The following is a 19,031-nucleotide window of genomic DNA, read 5'->3' as shown; positions in this document are numbered from 1 at the left end:
CCGCAGCATTGTGCCCTGGCCCGGCTCCTCCCCCACGAGCCCGTCGCGACGACTCCGCCGGCCGCCAGGGCATTCACATGCCGGCCCCCTACGGTGTCCCCCATGCTGCGCCGGTGGGTCATCGTGGTCGGGGGCGTCCTGGTGGCGTTCGTCGTGCTGAGTCTTGCGCTCACCCGCATCACGCCCGAGCCGGTGCGCAGCGCGATCACCCAGCCCGGGCCGGTCGTCGTGGTCGGGCTGCCGGGGGCGCAGTGGGCCGACGTGACCCAGCAGCGCGAGCCCGGCCTCAGCGCGCTGCTGCAGATCGCCGGCACCGCCTCGCTCACGCCCAAGGCCACCACCACCCCCACCTGCACCGCCGACGCGTGGCTGTCGCTGTCGGCCGCCGAAGGGGCCGACGCCAGCTGCCGGATGCCCGAGCCGCGGGTCAGCGGCGGAGGCGCCACCGTGCCGGGCTGGTCGTCGCTGCGCAGCACCAACCAGGACGCCCCCGGCAGCCCCGACATCGGGATGCTCGCGTCGAGCTTCGCCGGGCGCGACCAGTGCGTCGCCGCGGTCGGCCGCGGGGCCGCGCTGGCCGCGGCCGACCGCGACGGCAAGGTCGAGCGCTACTTCTCCTCGCCGACCCAGGCCGCCATGTCGGCCTGCCCGGTGACCTTCGTCGACCTCGGCACCTCGGCCGGTGTCGCCCCCGCCGACATCGACAAGGCGATCCAGCCGGTCTTCACGAACATCCAGGGCTCCGCCACGGTGATCATCACCGGCCTGTCCGACGGCACCGACGACGAGCCCGCGCCGCGGATGCTCATGACGGTCGGCTCCGGCGTGAAGCGCGGCGCGCTGACCTCGCAGTCGACCCAGCAGACCGGCTTCGTGACCGCCCCCGACGTGTCGGCCACCGTGCTCGCGCGGCTCGGCGACCAGCCCGACGGGTCGGTCGGCTCGCCGCTCACCGTGCGCCCCGACCGCACCACGCCCGACGCCGAGATCGCGACCGACCTGCGCGCGGCCGACCTGAAGCTGATGCGCAGCCAGGACGTCTCCCTGCCGTACGTCGTCGCGGCCGGAGTGCTCGCCGTGCTCGTGCTGGGGGTGGGCGCCTGGCGCTGGCGCCGCCGCGGCGCGCCGCCGAGCTGGCTCGGGCCGGCCGCCGTCACGGTCGCCTCGCTGCCGGTCGCGAGCTGGCTCGCGAGCGCCGTGCCCTGGTGGCGCGGCGGGCCGACGACCCTGTGGTTCGTCGTCGCGGTGGTGGTCGCAGCCGCGCTCGTGGTGTCGGTGGCCTACGCCGGGCCGTGGCGGGAGTGGGCGGCCGGACCGCCGCTCGTCGTCGCCGCGATCACGCTCGCGGTCATGGCGCTCGACGTGGTCACCGGCTCCCAGCTGCAGCTGATCGCCCCGCAGGGCCTCCAGCCGCTGCTCGGCGGTCGCTATCACGGGATGGGCAACGCGGCGTTCGGCTTCTTCGCCAGCGCGGCGCTGCTGCTCGGCGGTCTGTCGGCGATGCGCCTGGTCTGGTGGGACGACACCGACGAGACCGACGTGCGCCTCGCCGCAGCCTCGGTGGGCGTCGTCGGGGTGGCCGCGGCGGTCGTCGACGGCCACCCGAGCTGGGGCGCCGACCTGGGCGGCCCGCCGGCGATCCTCGCCGCGACCGCCGTGGTGGTCGCGCTGATCCTGCGGGTGCGCCCGACCAAGCGCCGGGTGGCGCTGCTGCTGCTCGGGGTGCTCGCGTTCGTGGCCCTGGCCGCGTGGCTCGACTGGCGTCGCGGTCCCGGATCCCGTTCGCACCTGGGGCGATTCGTGCAGCAGATCGCTGACGGCGAGGCCCTCGGCGTGATCGGTGACAAGCTCGCCGGCAACGTCGGTCTGCTCTTCTCCTCGCCCCTGGCGCTGCTCGTGCCGGTCGTGCTGGTGCTCGCCTGGGTCGCGGTGCTGCGCCCCGAGGGCCGGCTCGGCCGCCCGCTGCAGTGGCTGTGGGACGAGCTGCCGCTGCTGCGCTGGGTGTGCGTCGGCCTGCTGGTGTGCTGGTCGGTCGCGTTCGTGCTCAACGACTCCGGTGTCGGCGTGCCGGCGACCGGCGCCCAGCTGGCGGTGCCGCTGCTCGTCGCGGCCGCCGCCGCAGCGTGGCGCGACCGAACCGCCGACTGACCGGCCCGACGCGCGGCGCGCGCAGGATGCGCCAGCAGTGCCAGAACATCGCGAGCAGCATCGCGGTGGTCACCCACGGCGCGATGTTCTTGCGGAAGTTCAGGGTGAACGCCTCGACGGTGGGCGTGAGCGCCAGCACCCGGCCGGGGACGTACGCCAGGACCATGAACAGGTACCGCACGACCAGCACCCGGTCCCAGGCCAGCTCGAGCAGGAGCGGGAGCAGCGCCCAGGTGAGGGTGTCGTACCAGGGCAGGGAGTAGGGCGCGACGAGCACGTACGCCGTCGAGAGCGCCCACGTGGTGACGACGGCCTGGCGGGTGGCTCCGTCGGGGATGCGACGGCCGAGGTTGACCCGGGCGGCGACGCGGTGGAGCAGCCAGGCGAGCAGGATCATCACGAGCGCGGCGAGGGTGAAGACGATCGTCGCGACCGCCCACTCGGGCAGCACGTGCCGCAGCCCGCGCCAGATCGGGGCGGCCGGGGTGGCGAAGGAGAACGACCCGCCCGCGGCGCCGAGCTGGCGCAGCACGTGCGGTCCGGCGACGACGTAGCACGGCACGACGACGGCCAGCGCGCCGAGGACGAGCCGGGTGACCTGCTGCCTCGCCCCGGCGGTGCGCAGCGGCGCGACCAGGCGGCGCAGCGGCCCGGCCCCGGTGGGCGGCCGCCAGGCCGGGTGGCGCTGCACGGCCGCCCGCCAGGCCCACAGGATGCCGAGCGCCACCACGCCGTAGGTGATCTTGGTGCTGGCCGCCGCGCCGACGAACAGGCCTGTGAGGACAGGGGATCGGCGCAGCGCGAGCAGGGCCGCGACGGCGAACGCCCCCGCGATCATGTCGACGTGCGCGCCCATCACCAGCGCGCCGAAGACCAGCGGGTTGAACGTCCACAGCACGTCGATGCGGCCCTGCGCGCGCTCGCCCTCGACCAGCTGGAGGAGCATCCAGCGCATCGCGAGCCACGCCGCGATCACGAGCACCTGCCAGGTGCCGACGGTCTCGCGCAGGTTGTCGCCGCCGACCCAGGAGGAGAAGGCCATCAGCGCCGTGGCGAGCGGGCCGTAGATGCTCGGGGTGGTGCGCCACGGCGGCTGCACCGAGGCGGTGATCGGGTCGAGCCCGTCTCGCCAGGCCTCGGGCGACTCGACGTAGGGGTCGCCGCCCTGCATCGCGATGCGGCCGTAGGCGGCGTAGTTGGTGTGGTCGCCGCTGCCGATCGGCGCGGTGAGCAGGGTCAGCACGGCGAGCAGCAGCACCCAGCCGAGCCAGCGCCTGCCGATGCGTGGCCGGGCGAGGCCGGCGAGCACCGCGAGCGCGCCCGCGAGGTAGCCGATGAACAGCAGCAGGGTGACCGCGCGCGGGCTGGGGTGGTAGGCGAGCTCCCCCGGCCACAGCGGCGGGCCGAGCGGTGGTTTCGCGGCGTTGGCCTTGCTCGCGGCGATCAGCAGCAGGATGCCGAACGACAGCAGCAGCAAGGGAACTCGCACCCTCGCGAGCGTGTTCACGGGGGCGTGTCCCGGCCGCCGCGGTCGCGGACCCGGGCGGCGAGCGCGCGGCCGCGCCGGGCGGCGAGCGCGAGCCACACGTCCCGGTACTGCTCGGCGCGGTGCAGCTGCCCGCGCCAGTCGGCGCCGGTGACCCGGTGGTGCAGGTCGGCCGGCACCTCGAGCACCCGCAGGCCGGCCCGCACGACGTCGACGGTCATCGCGGTCTCGACGCCCCAGCCGCGGGCGAACGGCTGAGCGGCGGTGTAGGCCGCGCGGTTCAGGCAGCGCATCCCCGACAGCGGCTGGGTGGTCTCGAACCCGGCGAGCTCGCGGATCCCGTTGCGCGCCAGGCGGACCACGAAGCCGCGGCCGCCCCCGGCGGTGGACTGCGGCGGGAGCACCGCGATGGTGAGGTCGGCGTCACCGGCGAGCACGGGGTCGGCGAGCACCCCCAGCGCCGCGGCGGACTGCTCGAGGTCGGCGTCGACGTACAGCAGGGGAAGGTCGGGCCAGCCGTGCTCGGCGGCGAAGTCGGCGCCGGTGGTCATGGCGGCGGCCTTGCCCCGGTTGCGCGGGTGGGTGACGACGGCGGCGCCGGCGGCGAGCGCGAGCGCGCCTGTGCCGTCAGCGGATCCGTCGTCGACGACGATCACGGTGGCGACCTGGGGCAGCGCCGAGACGGCGGCCACGGTCGCGGCGATGCGCCCCGCCTCGTCCTTGGCGGGGATGATCGCGACGCACTCCCCCGAGTCGGTCATCGCACCGAGTGTCTCAGCGGAGCGTCACCTGGCGGCTGACGAACCCGTTGCGGGCGCGTCGCTCCTCGGGGGTCAGCGGGGACTCGTCGGCGTGGGCCTCGTCGAAGCGCTGGACCATGTCGGCCATCGGCCCGGCCAGGTCGGCAGGGTCGACGTCGGGCTCGACCTCCCAGACGGGCACGAGCAGGCCGCAGGCGCGGAAGGCGCCGAGCAGCCGGCCGTCACCGAGGCGCGACCGGTCGGCGGCGTGCAGCCGGGCGAGGGCGTCGGTGGCGCGGTTCTCGTCGTGCGGCAGCACCCAGCGCACGTAGGTGCGGTCGCCGATGCGGCACCAGAAGGCCGACTGGTCCTCGACGACGCGCACGGTCGGGGCGGCGGCCTCGTTGGCGCGGTCGAGCGAGGCCTGGCCCTCGGCGTCGAGCTGGTCGGCGTCGACCCAGAACTCGAAGCCCTCGTGCACCTGTGCGCGCAACGGCTCGGCGGACTCGGCGATGAGGTCCTGCAGGCGGGGGCTGGCGGCGGTCGCCTTGGGGGCGTGCTCGAGCGGCTGGCCGGCCTCGAGCTGCGCGGCGGCCAGCAGCGCCTCCGCGAGGTCGCGGCTGAGGTCGCCGGTGCCGCCGCCGGACTGCAGGCCGACCATGAGCTCGCCGTTGTCGCGGTGCAGCCCGGCCCAGGCGAGCGGCAGCACGGTCGCGACCGTGGCCTCGCCGCTGGTGCCGCCGTGGGAGAAGGAGATCGGCGCGGTGGCGGCCGGCACGATCTCGCGCATCGCGACCCACTCGGTCTCGCCGGGGAGCCCCGCGAAGGGGCGGGCGGCGTAGGCCGGGGGGAGGGTGCTCGGGTCCTTCGGTGCCTTCGCCTTGTTCTGCTGCGCCTTGCGGCGGGAAGCCTTGCCCATGGGCGCTCACCCTAGTGCGGCCCCCCGGGCGGGGGTGGCGCGGATGCGGACGAGGCCGCCCGGCCCGTGGTGCTAGCCGGCGGAGCAGGCGCGCAGACCTGCCGGGCGGGAGGTGCCGAGGTCGGCCAGCACCAGGTCGCCGACCTGCCGGATCATCACGCCCGGCTGCCCCCGCAGGTCGCGCAGCAGCTGGTCCCGGGCGCACGGCGGCGCCTGGAACTCCGGGCGCCGGTCGGCAGCCAGCACGACGTAGCGCACCCGCTCGGGGCGGCCGGTGCCGAGCATCGTGACCTCGAACCGTGGGGTCAGGTAGGGGCCGAGGTGGTTCTGCGCCGCGACGGTCGCGCCCGCCGGGACCCCGACCATGAGCCGGTCGAGGTCAGCCAGCTCGGCCGACCGGGAGAACGCCGCGCGCGGGTCGATGCCCTTGTCGACGAGCAGGGTGAGGCCCGAGGCCATCACCGCCAGGCCGCTCAGCACGGCCACCGGCCGCAGCCAGGCTCGCTCGGCGAGCCGGTGCCGGCGTACGGCATCGACGGCGGCGAGGACCGCGACCGGCCACAGCACGAGGTCGTAGTGGAAGCTCACCGACCAGTAGCTCGCGTTGCTCGACAGCAGCCGCCAGGCCAGCGTCGGCAGGGCCAGCAGGATCAGCGGCGAGCGCCACCCCACGACGAACGCGGTCGCGGTGAGCAGCAGCACCGGCAGGACGCGCTGGTCGAGGTGCAGGCCCGGGGTCGGGCGGGCGCTGTGGTCGGCGAGCGCCCCGCCGGAGCCGCCGGTGAAGTAGTCGAGATAGGACGAGCCGCCGCCGTTGAAGTGGGCGATCACCGCGACGGCCAGCGCGAGCCCGGCGACGCCGATCGCGACGAGCAGCGCTCCCTCGGCGAGGGCCCGCCGGCCACGGCCGCGCAGCCACCACCAGACCGCGCCCGCGGCGACGACGGTGAGCCCGAGGTCCTCCTTGACCAGCACCAGCCCGAGCGAGGCGAGCACGGCGGCGGTCAGCCGCTGCTCCAGCAGGGCCCACCCGAGCACCGCCATCAGCGGCACCGCGAGGGCCACCTCGTGCACGTCGAAGATGTCGCCGGCGACCAGCATCCGCCCGAGCAGCGCGGTCAGCAGCACCCAGCCGGCCGCGGCCGGGCCGAGCCGGGCATGGGTCACCGCGACGACGATCCCGACGGCGAGGCCGAGGCACACCGCCTGGGTGAGCAGCAGCGCACGCGGGTCGGGCCAGAGCGCCCAGACCGGCGCGAAGACCGCGGTGGCGGGGCTGAAGTGGTCGGCGAGCAGGGTGTCGGGGCCGCGCACGAACGAGCGCGGCAGCTCGCCACGGCGCCAGGCGGCGGCCGCCTGGCTGAAGATCGTGAGGTCGTACGACGTCGCCTTGGCCTGGTTGAACCGGGCCAGGGCGAGCACGAAGAACCACGCGGTCGCGAGGAGGCCGGCGAGGGCGCCGACGATCCTCGGCCGTGCGGTCACGGGCGGGTCAGGCGCGGCGGCGCGACGGGCCACCGAGCGAGGCCCAGACGGTGCGGCCGACCTTCTCGTCGGTCACGCCCCACTCGTGGGCCATGCTGCGCACGATGCGCAGACCCCGGCCGGCGGGGGCATATTCGGCCTGCGGCTTGGGGGCGGGCATGTCGCCGCCACCGCCGTCGGTCACCTCGACCTCGACCCGCGGACCGCGCACCTTCCAGTGCACCCGCACGCTGCCGTCGGGCAGCGGCTTGGCGTGCCGCACCGAGTTGGCGACGAGCTCGCACACCACGGTCTCGGCCTCGTGCACGATCTCCTGCGGGGTGGCGCCGTCGGAGAGGTCGTCGACCACGATCTTGCGGATCTCGGGCACCGACTCCAGGCTCCAGGCCAGGCGCACGGTGCGCACCCGGGCGTCCGAGGCGTGCTTCTGGTCTGCGGTCATTCACCGAGAATCCCACACGGCGGCGACGGCTTCGCGCACCACCGCCGGGCGGTTCGTGATGATGCCGTCGATCCCGGCCTCCAGGCAGCGCCGGATGTCGTCGGGCTCGTCGACGGTGTAGACGTGCACGGCGTGGCCGCGCTCGTGCTGGCGCTGCACCATGCCCGGGTCGCGGCGCAGCAGACCGGTGCTGATGCCGCAGATGGGGATGCCGTAGGGCAGGCCGCCGGTGCGCACCTGGCGGCGCACGCCCGCCTCGTTGAGCAGCACGCGCGGCAGGCCGGGCAGCAGCTCGCCGACGCGGCGCATGGCCAGGACGGAGAAGGACATGGCGCGCACGCGGGTGCGGTCGGGGTCGGGGGCGCTCTCGGTGGGATCGGCGCCGGTGACGTCGGGCTCCGGCGCGAGGCCGCGGTCGCGCAGCACCCGGGCCAGCTCGACCTCCACGGCTCCGCGGAACTTGTTGGGGTGCTTGGTCTCCACCGCCAGGTCGACCCGGCGCGGCGCGGCCGCGAGCAGGTCGAGCAGGGAGTCGAAGGTGAGCACCCCGGCCGAGGGCTGGTCCCGCCAGGTGCCGTAGTCGTACTCCATGAGCTGCTCGAGAGTCAGGGAGGAGACGAGCCCGGCCCCGGTGGACGTACGGTCGATGCGCCGGTCGTGCACGCAGACCAGGTGCCGGTCGGCGGTGAGCCGCACGTCGCACTCGACCGCGTCGGCGCCCTCCTCGATCGCGAGCAGGTAGGCCGCGGCGGTGTGCTCGGGGCGGGTGTGGCTCGAACCACGGTGCGCCACCACCTCGGGCCGCAGTCCGCTCAGCGTGGTGTGCACGCGCCCATTGTGCGTGCGAGCGCGGCGCACGCGGGCATTCCGTAGGGTTCGACCCATGGACGCAACCCGCCCCGACGCCCAGGCCGCGCCCGGCACCGACGAGATCCAGTTCGTGCGCGAGGGGGCCGTCGCACGACTGTTCCTCGCGCGCCCCAAGGCGATCAATGCGCTGAATCTGCCCATGATCAAAGGCATTTCGGCGCTGCTGACCGAGTGGGCCGGCGACGACGGCGTGCAGACGGTGACGATCGAGGGCGCCGGCGAGCGGGGCCTGTGCGCGGGCGGCGACGTGGTGGCCGTACGCCGGGCGCACCTCGAGGGAGAGGACCACCTGCTCTTCTTCCGCGAGGAGTACGACATGGACGCGCTGCTCGCGGACTACCCCAAGCCCGTCGTGGCGTTCCAGGACGGCATCGTCATGGGCGGTGGCATCGGGGTGTCGGCGTTCGCGCAGCACCGGCTGGTCACCGAGCGGTCGAAGATCGCGATGCCCGAGACGATCATCGGGTTCTTCCCCGACGTGGGCGCGCGCTGGCTGCTGAGCCGGGCGCCGGGCGAGCTCGGCACCTACCTCGCGCTCACCGGCGCCACCATCGGCGGCGCCGACGCGATCGCCGCAGGGCTCGCCGACACCCAGATCGACAGCGGCGACTGGGAAGGGCTCGTGGCGCGGCTGGCGCAGGGCGAGCCGGTGCCCGACGACCTCGGCTCCACCCCGCCGCCGCCGCTGAAGGCCGAGCGCGCGTGGATCGACGAGTGCTTCGCCGGCGACGACGCGGGCGCGATCGTGCAGCGTCTGGAGGCCCACCGCGCCGAGGGCGCCCAGCAGGCCGCCGAGCTGATCCGGGCCCGCTCCCCCATCTCGGTCGCCGTCACGCTCGAGGGCATCCGGCGCGCCGCCACCATGGACACCGTGCGCGAGGTGCTCGACCAGGACCTGGTGCTCGCCGACCACCTGGTGACGACGGGAGACTTCGACGAGGGCGTACGCGCCCAGCTGGTCGACAAGGACCGCTCCCCCCGGTGGAAGCACGCCCGGGTGGAGGACGTCACGCCCGCCGAGGTTCAGGCGGCGTTCGGCTGAGGGTTGTCGGTTGGGTCGGCACCGTGGGCGGGGGTGCCGCCGCGCGCGGTCGCTCCGGGTCCGCGCAGGTGTCGACGTTGTTGACACACCCGCGCGTTCCTGACACGACCCCGCGTTCCTGACACAACACCCTGCTGCAGCAGCACTGCCTGTCAGAAGCGTCGGGTCCTGTCGAGAACGTACGTCTGTGTCAGGAGCTCCGCCGGCTCGCCTCGTCGCGCGCGATCGCCGCGCGGATGCGCGCCACCAGCGCCGGGATGTCGCGGAAGTCCCCCCAGGTCACCCGCACCACGACGAAGCCCGCCCGGTGCAGCCGCTGCTCGCGGACCTTCTCCGTGCGCAGCGCCTCGGGGTCACGGGTGTACTTCCCCAGCCCGTCGAACTCGAGCACCACGTTGGTTCCGTCGACGAGCAGATCGACACGCGCGAACGGCCCGCGCTCGTCGCCCAGCGACACCTGGGGCGTGACCGCGATGTCGGCGGCGCGGCAGACGAGACGCAGCCAGCTCTCGCCGGGCGACTCGCTGCGGCTGTCGGCCAGCTCGACGGCGGCCACCAGCCCCGTCGCACCCGGCTGACCCGAGACGCGACGCAACGCCGCCTCGAGCGTGGCGCGCTCGACCCGCTCGGCTCGCAGCGCGGCGTCGGCGGCGGCCACCGCGGCGTGCAGACCTCCCAGGCAGCCGGTCTGCGCGATGGCGTCGGCGACGGACACGCGTCGCGGCTCACTGGCGTACAGCTGGGTGCCGGCGACGTGCGCGTGCACCCGGACGCCCTTGCGCCGGCTGGTCACCGTGCGTCTCGTGGTCATGACGTGGCACACCGTCGGCGCTCCGTCAGGGAGCAACCGGGGGATGCCGTGCAGGAGCAGCGCGGTGCTGTGGCTCGCGACGAGCGGGCGGGGCAGCACCGTCAGCAGGGCCGCCGCGCGTCGGCGCTCGTGCTCCTCGGCCCGCTCGAACGAGGTCAGCTCGGCCCAGCCCGGCTCGCGGTCGGGAGAGAGGTAGTAAGCACCTCGGGACGCCTGGATCGCGAGGCCCGCGCGGAGCCACGACTGGAGGTCCTGGTCGTGGTGGCCGAGCTCGACCACGTCACGACGTGACAGGACCCCGCCCTGCTGGGCGATCCGCGCGAGCAGCAGCGGCGACATCGACGGCGATCGACGGCTCATGGCGCACACCCTGACAAGGATCGGCGGGTGCGCGCCGGGCGAGCGATCGTGAACTGTGGATAAACGCCTGGGGCCGCCGCGGACGTACGTCGGGGGCCGGGGCGCGGTCAGGCGCGGGCGAGCTCCTCGGTCACCACGGTGGCGTCGTGGAAGTCGACGTCGCCGGTGGGCAGGTGCTGCACCCGCTCGTGACCCTTGCCCGCGACGACCACCACGTCGCCCGGGCGGGCCTGGGCGAGGGCGGCGCGGATCGCCTCGCGGCGGTCGAGCACGACGGTGGTGTCGCCGGCGTCGGCGCCCGCCATGACCTCGTCGGCGATCGCCTGCGGGTCCTCGGTATAGGCGTCGTCGGTGGTGACGATCGCGACGTCGGCGAGGCGGGATGCCACGGCGCCCATGAGCGGTCGCTTGGCCGGGTCGCGGTCGCCGGCGGCGCCGTAGACGCAGATCAGCCGGCCGTCGCCGTCCTGGGCGGCGAGCACGTCGCGGGCGACCTGCAGCACCAGCTCCAGGCCGACGTCGGTGTGGGCGTAGTCGACGACGACCTCGAAACCACGGTCGACCGCAGCTGGCACGCGCTCGAATCGCCCTGGAACCTGGGCCATCTCAGCGACAGCGCGCACGAGTGTGTCGGGGTCCATGCCGGTCTCGAGCGCGATCGCGGCGGCGCCTGCGACGTTGTGCACGTTGTAGTCGCCGAGCAGCGGGGTGCGCAGCGTGAGGTCACCGTGCTCGGGGGTGCGCAGCGTGAAGGTGGTGCCGGCGCCCTCGACCCGGGCGTCGGAGATCCGGTAGTCGGCGCTCTCGACGACACCGAACGTCAGGGTGCCGGGGACGTCGCGGGCGAGACGGGCGCCGTACTCGTCGTCGGCGTTGGACAGCTTGGGCCCGTCGGTCCACTCGAACAGCCTGCGCTTGGTGAGGTAGTAGTCCTCCATCGAGCCGTGCAGGTCGATGTGGTCGCGCGTGAGGTTGGTGAAAAGCGCTGCGGCATAACGAGTTCCGCGCACCCGGTGCAGATGGATGCCGTGCGAGGAGGTCTCGAGCACGACGTGCGTCACGCCGGCGGCGCGCATCCGCTCGAGGTTGCCCTGCACCTGCGGCGCCTCCCCGGTCGTGCGCACCGCGGCCTCGCGCTCGGAGCCGACGACGATCTCGGCGGTGGTCATCAGACCCGTGTGCTCGGCGCCGTACGCCGCGGAGAGGATGGCGTGGAGGACGTACGACGTCGTGGTCTTGCCGTTGGTGCCGGTGATGCCGTAGACGGTGAGCTCTCGGGAGGGGTGGCCCGCGACCTCGACCGCGAGGTCGGCGAGCGCGACGCGGGCGTCGGGGACGACCGCGGTCGGCGCGCCGGGCACGTCGCGCTCGGCGATGACGAGGCTGGCGCCGTTGGCCATCGCCTGCGGGACGAAGGTCACCCCGTCGACGGTGAAGCCGGGGATCGCGACGAACGCACCGCCCGCGCGCACGGCCCGCGAGTCGTGGGTGACGGCGTCGACGGCGGTGACGGAGTCGGGGATCGAGGTGCCGAGGATCTCGCTCAGCTGCTCACGGGCGATCTGCACCGGTGGACTCTAACAACCGGCCGCACCCGGTGACGATGCCTTCGTATGGGTGTGTCTAGTGACGTGGGTAGATCGCCGGATACCCGGTGATCGAGGCGTCACCCCGCTAGCGTCGGCGACATGACGCACCCGCCGCGGTTCGACGAGGACGACCCGTTCCTCGCGCGCGTGCGCGAGCTGGCGCTGGCGCTGCCCGGTGCGGCCGAGAAGGTCTCGCACGGCCACCCGAACTTCTTCACCACCAAGGTGTTCGCGATCTACGGCGGTGTCGTGAAGGGCGACCACGCCTCCGACGCCTACCGCCAGTCGGTGCTGGTGAAGCCCGACGAGGACGAGCGCCTGGCGCTGCTGGAGGAGACGCGCTGCTTCGTGCCGGGCTACTACGGCCCGTCGGGATGGGTCGGCGTGAACTTCCGTGCGGCACAGCCGGATTGGGCCGAGATCGGCGAGCTGCTGGACATGTCGTTCCGCAACACGGCGCCGCAACGGCTGGTCCGGGAGCTCGACGCCTGCGGGTGATCAGTCGACCTCGGCGTCGTCGCACGCCTGGTGCCCATACGGCATCGGTGCTGGGTACAAGTTCGTGCTCGTCCAGGTCTGACCGCCGGACCTCCCGCCGAGGAGGGGCGGCCCCCTTACGACAAGGGCGGCCCAGCTATTAGGGGGCCTCACCTCGATCATCTGGGCCGCCCCTCCTCGCGGGGGTCAGCCGGCCTGGGCGGCGTCGGGGAAGAGGTCGTACGCCGTCTTGCCGTCGAGCTGTTCGCGCACGATGTCCGCGTGGCCGGCGTGGCGGGCCAGCTCCTCGATCTGGTGCAGGAGGTAGAAGCGGGTGCGGACCGGGGTGGGGTCGGGGCGGCCGAACCACGGCGCGGCGGGCTCGTTGATCTCCGCGTCCGGGTCGAGCCCGGCGAGAGTCGCCAGGTAGCCCGTGGCCTTCCGGTCGAACTCGGCCAGCATCCCGTCGAGCGACTCGTCCTCGGTGAGCGCGAAGCTCGCCTCGAAGGCCGGCAGCAGGCGCTCGTAGTCCTCCGGGCTGAGCCGGCCGTCGGGGTGGTCGAGCCGGTGCTGCGCGGTGTCGAAGACGTACACCGCGTGCTTGAGCAGGCCGCCGATCGACAGCGCGCTGCGGGTCGGGGTCTCTCGCGCCTGGCTCTCGCTGAGCCCGGAGGCGGCGTTGCGCAGCGCCTGGATCTGCTCCGCGACGAAGGCGAGCAGCTCGTCGCGCTCGGTGCGGATCTGCGGGTCGACGTTCATGGGTTCTCCTCGGGGTGCGGGAAGCTGATGCACCCAGCGAAGCGGGGCGTGCGGACAGTTCCCGTCCGCACGCCCCGCCCGGTCTGTCCGCAGCGCTCAACCGGCCTGCCGGTCCATCGACGCGCCCGTCTCGAGCAGCGTCTTGAGGCCGGAGAGGACCCACGGCCACCCGCCGCCACCGCTCGCGGGCTCGCCGCCGCCGCGTGTCTGCACGGCGAGGTCGGGCGCGCCGGTGAGGTCGTGGGTGAGCACCACCTGGGTGAGGCCCGACGGGTACTCCGTGAGCTCCCAGGTCAGCTGGGTCTTCGCGTCGGGCATCCACGCCGGCGTCCAGGTGAGCACGAGGCGGCGGGGCGCGTCGGCCTCGATCACCTCGCCGCTCACCGACACCTCGCCCATGCCCATCTGCTTCATCTCGGCGGTGGTGAAGTTCTTGTACGTCCCGCCCGGCGTGAGGTCGATCTCGACGTCGCCGCCGTAGCCGTAGTCGGTGGTGAACTCCGACGTGGTGATCGCGTCCCACACCTTCTGGGCCGGCGCGTCGATGTAGATGCTGTAGACCTGGATCTCGTTGTCGCTCATGACTTTCCGTCCTTCTCGGGGTCGTCCGACGGCTCGGCCGCGGATCGCTCGATCTGCTCCTTCATGCCGATGAGGACGGAGGAGATGCCCGCCCGCTCGGTGTACTTCCCGATCCAGCGCTGATGGATCTGCTGGATCGGGACCGGGTTGAGACGGTGCACCTTGGACCGCCCCTCCTTGCGCGTCACGACGAGGTTCGCCGCCTCGAGCACCCGCAGGTGCTTCGCGACCCCGAACCGGGTCATCTCGTGCTCGGCGTTGACGATCTCCTCCAGCTCCCCCAGCGAGCGGCCGTCCCGCTGGAAGAGCGCGTCCAGCAGCAGCCGACGGACCGGGTCCGCCAGCGCCTTGAAGACGAGGTCGTCATCGATGGGCACGCCAGCGACATTAGGTGACCATTTGGTCACCTGTCAATGGGTCGAGGTGACGCGAAGCGGCCCGCGCGGAAGGCGTACGCGCCAGACTTGCGCCATGACAGCGACGTCAGGAACCACCAGCCCCACCGAGGCCTACCGCGCCGTCCGCGACCGGCTCATCGAGCAGCGCGACGACTACACCGCGGCCACCACCGACTTCGCCTGGCCCGAGGTGGGCCCGTCGTTCAACTGGGCGATCGACTGGTTCGACGCGAACGCCCGCGGCAACGACGCGCCGTGCCTCACGATCGTGGAGCAGGACGGCACCGTCAGGTCCGTGACGTTCGACGAGATGGCGCGCCAGTCCGACCAGGTGGCAAGGCTTCTCGCCGACAACGGGGTCGGACGTGACGACGCGGTGATCGTCATGCTCGGCAACCAGGTCGAGCTGTGGCAGACGATGCTCGCGATCATGAAGCTCGGCGCCGTGATCATGCCGACCACCACCGCCGTCGGCCCCGCCGACCTGGTCGACCGCATGGAGCGCGGCCGGGCGAGGGCTGTGGTGACCAGCGCCGCCGAGGCGCACAAGCTCGACGCCGTGCCCGGCGACTACCTGCGCTTCGCCATCCCCGACCCGGGCGAGGCCGGCGGGGTGCCGGACGGCTGGGTCGACCTGCACCAGGCGTACGGCATCGACGCGGAGCCCGCCCCGCACCCGGGCAACGCGAGCACCGACCGGGTGCTGCTCTACTTCACCTCGGGCACGACCTCCAAGCCCAAGCTGGTCGAGCACACGCACGTGTCCTACCCGGTCGGACACCTGTCGACGATGTACTGGCTCGGGCTGGGGCCCGGCGACGTGCACCTGAACATCTCCAGCCCCGGCTGGGCCAAGCACGCGTGGTCGTGCTTCTTCGCGCCGTGGATCGCGCAGGCGTGCATCTTCATCGACAACTACTCCCGCTTCGACCCGGCCGCGCTGCTCGAGACGCTGAGCAAGAACCAGGTGACCAGCCTGTGCGCGCCGCCGACGGTGTGGCGGATGCTCATCAAGTCCGACCTGGGCGACAAGCCGGGCGCGCTGCGCGAGGTCATCGGCGCCGGCGAGCCGCTCAACCCCGAGATCATCGAGCAGGTGCGCAAGGCCTGGGACCTGCCGCTGCGCGACGGTTATGGGCAGACGGAAATGACTGCGGCAGTAGGCAATACGCCGGGGTCGGAGCTGAAGCCGGGGTCGATGGGCAAGCCGTTGCCCGGCGTGCCGGTGGCGCTGGTCGACCCGCTCACCGGTGAGCGCGTCGAGCCCGACGCCGACGGGGTGGCCGAGGGTGAGCTGTGCCTCGACCTGTCGGCCCACCCGCTGCCGCTGATGACCGGGTACCAGGGCGACGAGGAGCGCAACGCCGAGGCAATGGCCGGCGGTTTCTACCACACCGGCGACGTGGCGACGCTCGACGCGAACGGGTCGATCACGTACGTCGGGCGCACCGACGACGTGTTCAAGGCCAGCGACTACAAGATCAGTCCGTTCGAGCTGGAGTCGGTGCTGATCGAGCACGTGGCGGTGGCCGAGGCGGCCGTCGTGCCCGCACCCGACTCGGTGCGCCTGGCCGTGCCGAAGGCGTACGTCGCGGTCGCCTCCGGTCACGAGCCGGACGCCGCGACGGCCGAGTCGATCCTGCGGCACGCCCGCGAGCGGCTGGCGCCGTGGCAGCGGGTGCGGCGCATCGAGTTCTTCGAGCTGCCGAAGACCATCAGCGGCAAGATCCGCCGCGTCGAGCTGCGCCAGCGCGAGGCCGACAACCCTTCCGACGAGCCCCGCGAGAACGGACTCATCGGCGACGGTCGGGAGTGGCGCGACGACGAGTTCGGACTGCGCGGCTGACCCGACCGCTCGCCCGGATCAGCCCGGTGAGGGGTCAGGCGAGCGGGGCGCGACGGTCGGGCTCGGGGCCGGCCAGCGCACCCACCACCAGCAGCAGCGCGGCGACCACGAGCACCAGCCGCACCGCGACCTCGGCGCCCAGCGCCTCCTGCAGCGGCGGCAGCCAGAACGGGTAGAGCGCCGGCAGCACGATCGACAGCGAGTAGCCCACGCCGTAGCCGCTGGAGCGCACCTGCGCGGGGAACCGCTCGGCGAGATAGGCGCCGACGGGCCCGTACGCCGTCACGGTCACCACCTGCAGGGCGGCGGCGCCGAGCACCACCACGGCGAGCGACCGCGACGCCCCGGTGAGCGCGTGCGCGAGCGGGGCGAGCAGCACGGCCGCCGCCCCGAACGCCACGAAGAACGCCCGTCGACCGGTGCGCTGCGACAGCTCGCCCGCGGCGAGCATCGTCACCGCCGACACCAGCGTCGCGATCAGCATGACGAACGGCACCGTGGCGGGGTCGAGCGCGGTGGACGCGCGCAGCTCACCGGTCAGCACCGGCACGGCCATCTGGGTGAACAGCCACAGCCCGGTCATCAGCACGAAGACCTGCCACAGCTGCCGGCGCCACTGCCCGATCACGATGTCCCGCAACGGGTTCGGGCGTCGCTCGGCCCGCTTCCAGGCCGGCGCGTCGGAGACCCCGCGGCGGTAGTAGAGCAGCATCGCGGCCGCCAGCAGAGCACCCACGGCGAACGGGACGCGCCAGGCCCAGTCGGCGTACGCGTCGACGCCGAGCACCTCGACGAGCGTCAGTGTTAGCGCGGCGATCGAGGCGTTGGCCAGCGGCGACATCGCCATGACGGCGCCGCTCAGGCCGCCGCGCCGCTCAGGCCGCGACCACTCCATCGCCAGTGGGATGGCCGCGGTGTACTCACCTCCCAGGAAGATGCCGCCGAGGAACCGTAGCGCCACGAACGCCCAGAGCGTCGCCGCCCCGAGCGTGGTGTGCCCCGGCACCAGCGCGATCGCCGCCGTGGTCGCCGCGATGCCCGCGATCGCGATGCGGGTCGTGCTGGTGCGGCCGCGGCGGTCGGCGACCGCGCCGAAGATCGCGGCGCCCAGCGGCCGGCCGAGCAGCGTGGCCACGAACACCAGGCCCGTCTGGGCCGCGGTGCTGCCCGGCCCGAGCACCCGGTCGCTGACCGGGGCGAGGGCGATCACGGGCAGGAAGATGTCGACCTGGTCGACGTAGTTGCCGAGCATCCCGCCGCGGGTCGCCCGCCTCCGGGCAGGGCTGTCCGGCGTGAATCTCGTTCTGGCAGAACCGATCTGCGACACGGCAGACGACGGCATCGGAGTCTCCCTTCGGCGGCATGACCCGCATCAGGTGTGACGGTCGGCGCGGCAGCAGCGCCCTCTCAGCCCCTCCTGGGACTCCCGCGATGGATGTGCGAAGTGACCACCAGCGTACGACCCGACAGGAGTGCCCTAGGAACGCGCCGTACGGTGGACGGCGGCTTTCGGGCCCCCAAGTCCAGAATCGAAAGGCAAGTGACCTGAGCATGTCGGCCACCCCCACCGACACCGGGGCGACTCCCGCCGAGAAGACCTTCCTCGGCCACCCGCGCGGACTCGCGACCCTCTTCAACGTCGAGCTGTGGGAGCGCTTCTCCTACTACGGGATGCGCGCCATCCTGCTCTACTACCTCGTCGACACGGCCGCGAACGGCGGGCTGGGGCTCGACGACACGTTGGGCGAGGCGGTGGTCGCGACGTACGGCGCCGCGGTCTACCTGCTGTCGATCATCGGCGGCTGGCTCGCCGACCGGATGATCGGCGCGCGCCGGTCCGTGCTCTACGGCGGCCTCATCATCATGGCCGGCCACCTGTCGCTGGCCGTCCCCGGCGCCGGCTTCTCCTGGCTCGGCATCGCACTCGTCGCCCTCGGCACCGGTCTGCTGAAGCCGAACGTGTCCACCATGGTCGGGCACCTCTACACCGACCGCGACCCGCGCCGCGACGCCGGCTTCTCGATCTTCTACGTCTCCATCAACATCGGCGCGTTCTTCGCCCCGTTCGTGGTGGCCTTCCTGCGCAACCGCTGGGGCTACCACGCCGGCTTCTCCGCGGCAGCCGTCGGCATGGGCATCGCGCTGGTGCTCTACTACCTCGGCCGCAAGCGGCTGGACCCCGACAGCGACAAGGCTCCGAACCCCGTCGACGACACGGCGCGGCGCCGCGCCGGGCTGATCGGACTCGGCGTCGTCGGCGGTGTCGCGGTGCTCATCGGCCTGCTCCGCGTCGTGCGCGGTGGCTATGCCGCCGCCGTCATCGACACGGTGGCGCTGCTGTCGGTCGCCGCCTCGGTCACGTACTTCGTCGTGATGTTCCGCAGCAAGCGAGTCACCCCGACCGAGCGACGCCACCTGCGGGCCTACCTCCCGATGTGGATCGCCGCGGTGCTGTTCTGGATGATCTTCGAGCAGGCCGCGACCAAGATGGCGACCTTCGCCGCGCGGCGCACCGACCTGGACTCGCTGGGCTTCCGCTTCGAGGAGGAGTGGTTCCAGTCGATCAACCCGATCACCATCACCCTCCTCGCACCGCTGTTCGGTCTGCTGTGGCTGGCCCGCTCCGGCAAGTTCCCGAGCACGCCGATGAAGTTCGCGATGGGTGTGGCCATCGCGGGAATCTCGTTCGTGCTGCTGGGAATCGCCGCGAACTACTACGAGGGTCCGACCGCCCCGGTGTGGGTGCTCGGCGGCGTGTTCGTCGTGCAGACGCTCGGTGAGCTGTGCCTGTCGCCGGTCGGTCTCTCGGCCACGACGGTGCTGGCCCCGAAGGCGTTCGCGTCGCAGGCGATGGCGCTGTGGTTCCTGTCGTCGGCGACCGGTCAGTCGATCGCCGCGCAGGCCATCCGGCTCACCGAGGACACCCCCGACGCGCAGTTCTTCACGGTTCTCGGCGTCATCGCCGTCGCGTTCGGTGTGGTGCTCGCGCTGCTGTCGCCGTGGGCGCACCGGCAGATCGCCGACGCCGAGCCCGAGGTGGCCAGGTAGGGCGGTCGCCGGGGTCTCGATACGCGCTC

At 73.2% G+C, this 19,031-nt stretch carries 17 protein-coding genes and 1 riboswitch; of the genes, 5 read left to right on the top strand and 12 right to left on the bottom strand.

Features of this window, described 5'->3' with window-relative positions:
* Positions 1-102 precede the first annotated feature (102 nt).
* The gene (locus tag FB554_RS15540; protein WP_142007285.1) at positions 103-2,148 is read left to right on the top strand and encodes a hypothetical protein; all 2,046 of its coding nucleotides are present in this window, start codon (positions 103-105) and stop codon (positions 2,146-2,148) included.
* Here FB554_RS15540 and FB554_RS17265 read toward each other — a convergent pair.
* The 6 genes from FB554_RS17265 to FB554_RS15510 all read right to left on the bottom strand — a co-directional run bounded on the left by FB554_RS17265 (position 2,045) and on the right by FB554_RS15510 (position 8,048).
* Positions 2,045-3,637, bottom strand: coding sequence for an MptA/MptB family glycosyltransferase (locus tag FB554_RS17265; protein ID WP_170206921.1), 1,593 nt, complete (start codon positions 3,635-3,637; stop codon positions 2,045-2,047). The two genes, FB554_RS15540 and FB554_RS17265, sit on opposite strands and share 104 nt — an antisense overlap.
* 14 nt (positions 3,638-3,651) lie before the next feature.
* The gene (locus tag FB554_RS15530) at positions 3,652-4,395 is read right to left on the bottom strand and encodes a glycosyltransferase (protein ID WP_142007284.1); all 744 of its coding nucleotides are present in this window, start codon (positions 4,393-4,395) and stop codon (positions 3,652-3,654) included.
* A gap of 13 nt (positions 4,396-4,408) precedes the next feature.
* Positions 4,409-5,293 carry a DUF5926 family protein gene (locus tag FB554_RS15525; RefSeq protein WP_142007283.1) on the bottom strand — a complete coding sequence of 295 codons (885 nt, stop codon included), beginning with the start codon at positions 5,291-5,293 and terminating at the stop codon, positions 4,409-4,411.
* A gap of 72 nt (positions 5,294-5,365) precedes the next feature.
* The gene (locus FB554_RS15520; protein WP_170206919.1) at positions 5,366-6,778 is read right to left on the bottom strand and encodes a DUF2079 domain-containing protein; all 1,413 of its coding nucleotides are present in this window, start codon (positions 6,776-6,778) and stop codon (positions 5,366-5,368) included.
* Between the two features lie 7 nt (positions 6,779-6,785).
* Positions 6,786-7,220 carry an ATP-binding protein gene (locus FB554_RS15515; RefSeq protein ID WP_142007281.1) on the bottom strand — a complete coding sequence of 145 codons (435 nt, stop codon included), beginning with the start codon at positions 7,218-7,220 and terminating at the stop codon, positions 6,786-6,788.
* Complete coding sequence (locus FB554_RS15510; protein ID WP_211344624.1) at positions 7,221-8,048, bottom strand: glycerophosphodiester phosphodiesterase; 828 nt, start codon at positions 8,046-8,048, stop codon at positions 7,221-7,223. It lies immediately after the preceding gene.
* 55 nt (positions 8,049-8,103) lie between these two features.
* Between FB554_RS15510 and FB554_RS15505 the strand changes: the two genes are divergently transcribed.
* Positions 8,104-9,132: an enoyl-CoA hydratase/isomerase family protein gene (locus FB554_RS15505; RefSeq protein ID WP_142007279.1), complete on the top strand. Its 1,029-nt coding sequence runs from the start codon at positions 8,104-8,106 to the stop codon at positions 9,130-9,132.
* A gap of 190 nt (positions 9,133-9,322) precedes the next feature.
* Here the strand turns inward: FB554_RS15505 and FB554_RS15500 are convergent, their stop codons facing one another.
* Positions 9,323-10,303 (bottom strand): type IV toxin-antitoxin system AbiEi family antitoxin domain-containing protein, encoded by a 981-nt coding sequence (locus tag FB554_RS15500; RefSeq protein WP_142007278.1) that lies wholly within the window; start codon positions 10,301-10,303, stop codon positions 9,323-9,325.
* Positions 10,304-10,410: 107 nt separating this feature from the next.
* Complete coding sequence (locus tag FB554_RS15495) at positions 10,411-11,871, bottom strand: UDP-N-acetylmuramoyl-L-alanyl-D-glutamate--2,6-diaminopimelate ligase (protein ID WP_142007277.1); 1,461 nt, start codon at positions 11,869-11,871, stop codon at positions 10,411-10,413.
* A gap of 120 nt (positions 11,872-11,991) precedes the next feature.
* Between FB554_RS15495 and FB554_RS15490 the strand changes: the two genes are divergently transcribed.
* Positions 11,992-12,390, top strand: a complete 399-nt coding sequence (locus FB554_RS15490; RefSeq protein WP_142007276.1) for an MmcQ/YjbR family DNA-binding protein — start codon at positions 11,992-11,994, stop codon at positions 12,388-12,390.
* Between the two features lie 186 nt (positions 12,391-12,576).
* On the opposite strand, the gene FB554_RS15485 is transcribed toward FB554_RS15490, so the two are convergent.
* The 3 genes from FB554_RS15485 to FB554_RS15475 all read right to left on the bottom strand — a co-directional run bounded on the left by FB554_RS15485 (position 12,577) and on the right by FB554_RS15475 (position 14,087).
* The gene (locus FB554_RS15485; RefSeq protein WP_142007275.1) at positions 12,577-13,128 is read right to left on the bottom strand and encodes a mycothiol transferase; all 552 of its coding nucleotides are present in this window, start codon (positions 13,126-13,128) and stop codon (positions 12,577-12,579) included.
* Between the two features lie 96 nt (positions 13,129-13,224).
* Positions 13,225-13,710, bottom strand: coding sequence for an SRPBCC domain-containing protein (locus tag FB554_RS15480; RefSeq protein ID WP_142007274.1), 486 nt, complete (start codon positions 13,708-13,710; stop codon positions 13,225-13,227).
* A complete protein-coding gene (locus tag FB554_RS15475) occupies positions 13,707-14,087 on the bottom strand; it encodes an ArsR/SmtB family transcription factor (RefSeq protein ID WP_142007273.1) in 381 nt (126 codons plus the stop codon). Before FB554_RS15475 ends, FB554_RS15480 begins: the two co-directional genes overlap by 4 nt.
* 94 nt (positions 14,088-14,181) lie before the next feature.
* Here FB554_RS15475 and FB554_RS15470 point away from each other — a divergent pair, with 94 nt between their 5' ends.
* The gene (locus FB554_RS15470) at positions 14,182-15,954 is read left to right on the top strand and encodes an AMP-binding protein (protein ID WP_142007272.1); all 1,773 of its coding nucleotides are present in this window, start codon (positions 14,182-14,184) and stop codon (positions 15,952-15,954) included.
* Positions 15,955-15,988: 34 nt separating this feature from the next.
* On the opposite strand, the gene FB554_RS15465 is transcribed toward FB554_RS15470, so the two are convergent.
* On the bottom strand, positions 15,989-17,206 hold the full coding sequence (locus FB554_RS15465) for an MFS transporter (protein ID WP_236022172.1): 1,218 nt from the start codon (positions 17,204-17,206) through the stop codon (positions 15,989-15,991).
* A gap of 80 nt (positions 17,207-17,286) precedes the next feature.
* A riboswitch (TPP riboswitch) is annotated at positions 17,287-17,394 on the bottom strand.
* A 111-nt stretch (positions 17,395-17,505) separates the two neighbouring features.
* Here FB554_RS15465 and FB554_RS15460 point away from each other — a divergent pair.
* Positions 17,506-19,002 carry a peptide MFS transporter gene (locus FB554_RS15460; RefSeq protein ID WP_142007270.1) on the top strand — a complete coding sequence of 499 codons (1,497 nt, stop codon included), beginning with the start codon at positions 17,506-17,508 and terminating at the stop codon, positions 19,000-19,002.
* The last annotated feature ends 29 nt before the right edge of the window (positions 19,003-19,031 follow it).

Origin of the sequence: Barrientosiimonas humi, from assembly GCF_006716095.1 — a bacterium.
GTDB classification, from domain to species: Bacteria; Actinomycetota; Actinomycetes; order Actinomycetales; family Dermatophilaceae; genus Barrientosiimonas; species Barrientosiimonas humi.
Note: the sequence above shows the minus strand (reverse complement) of the source record. Positions and strands in the feature narration are given on the sequence as shown.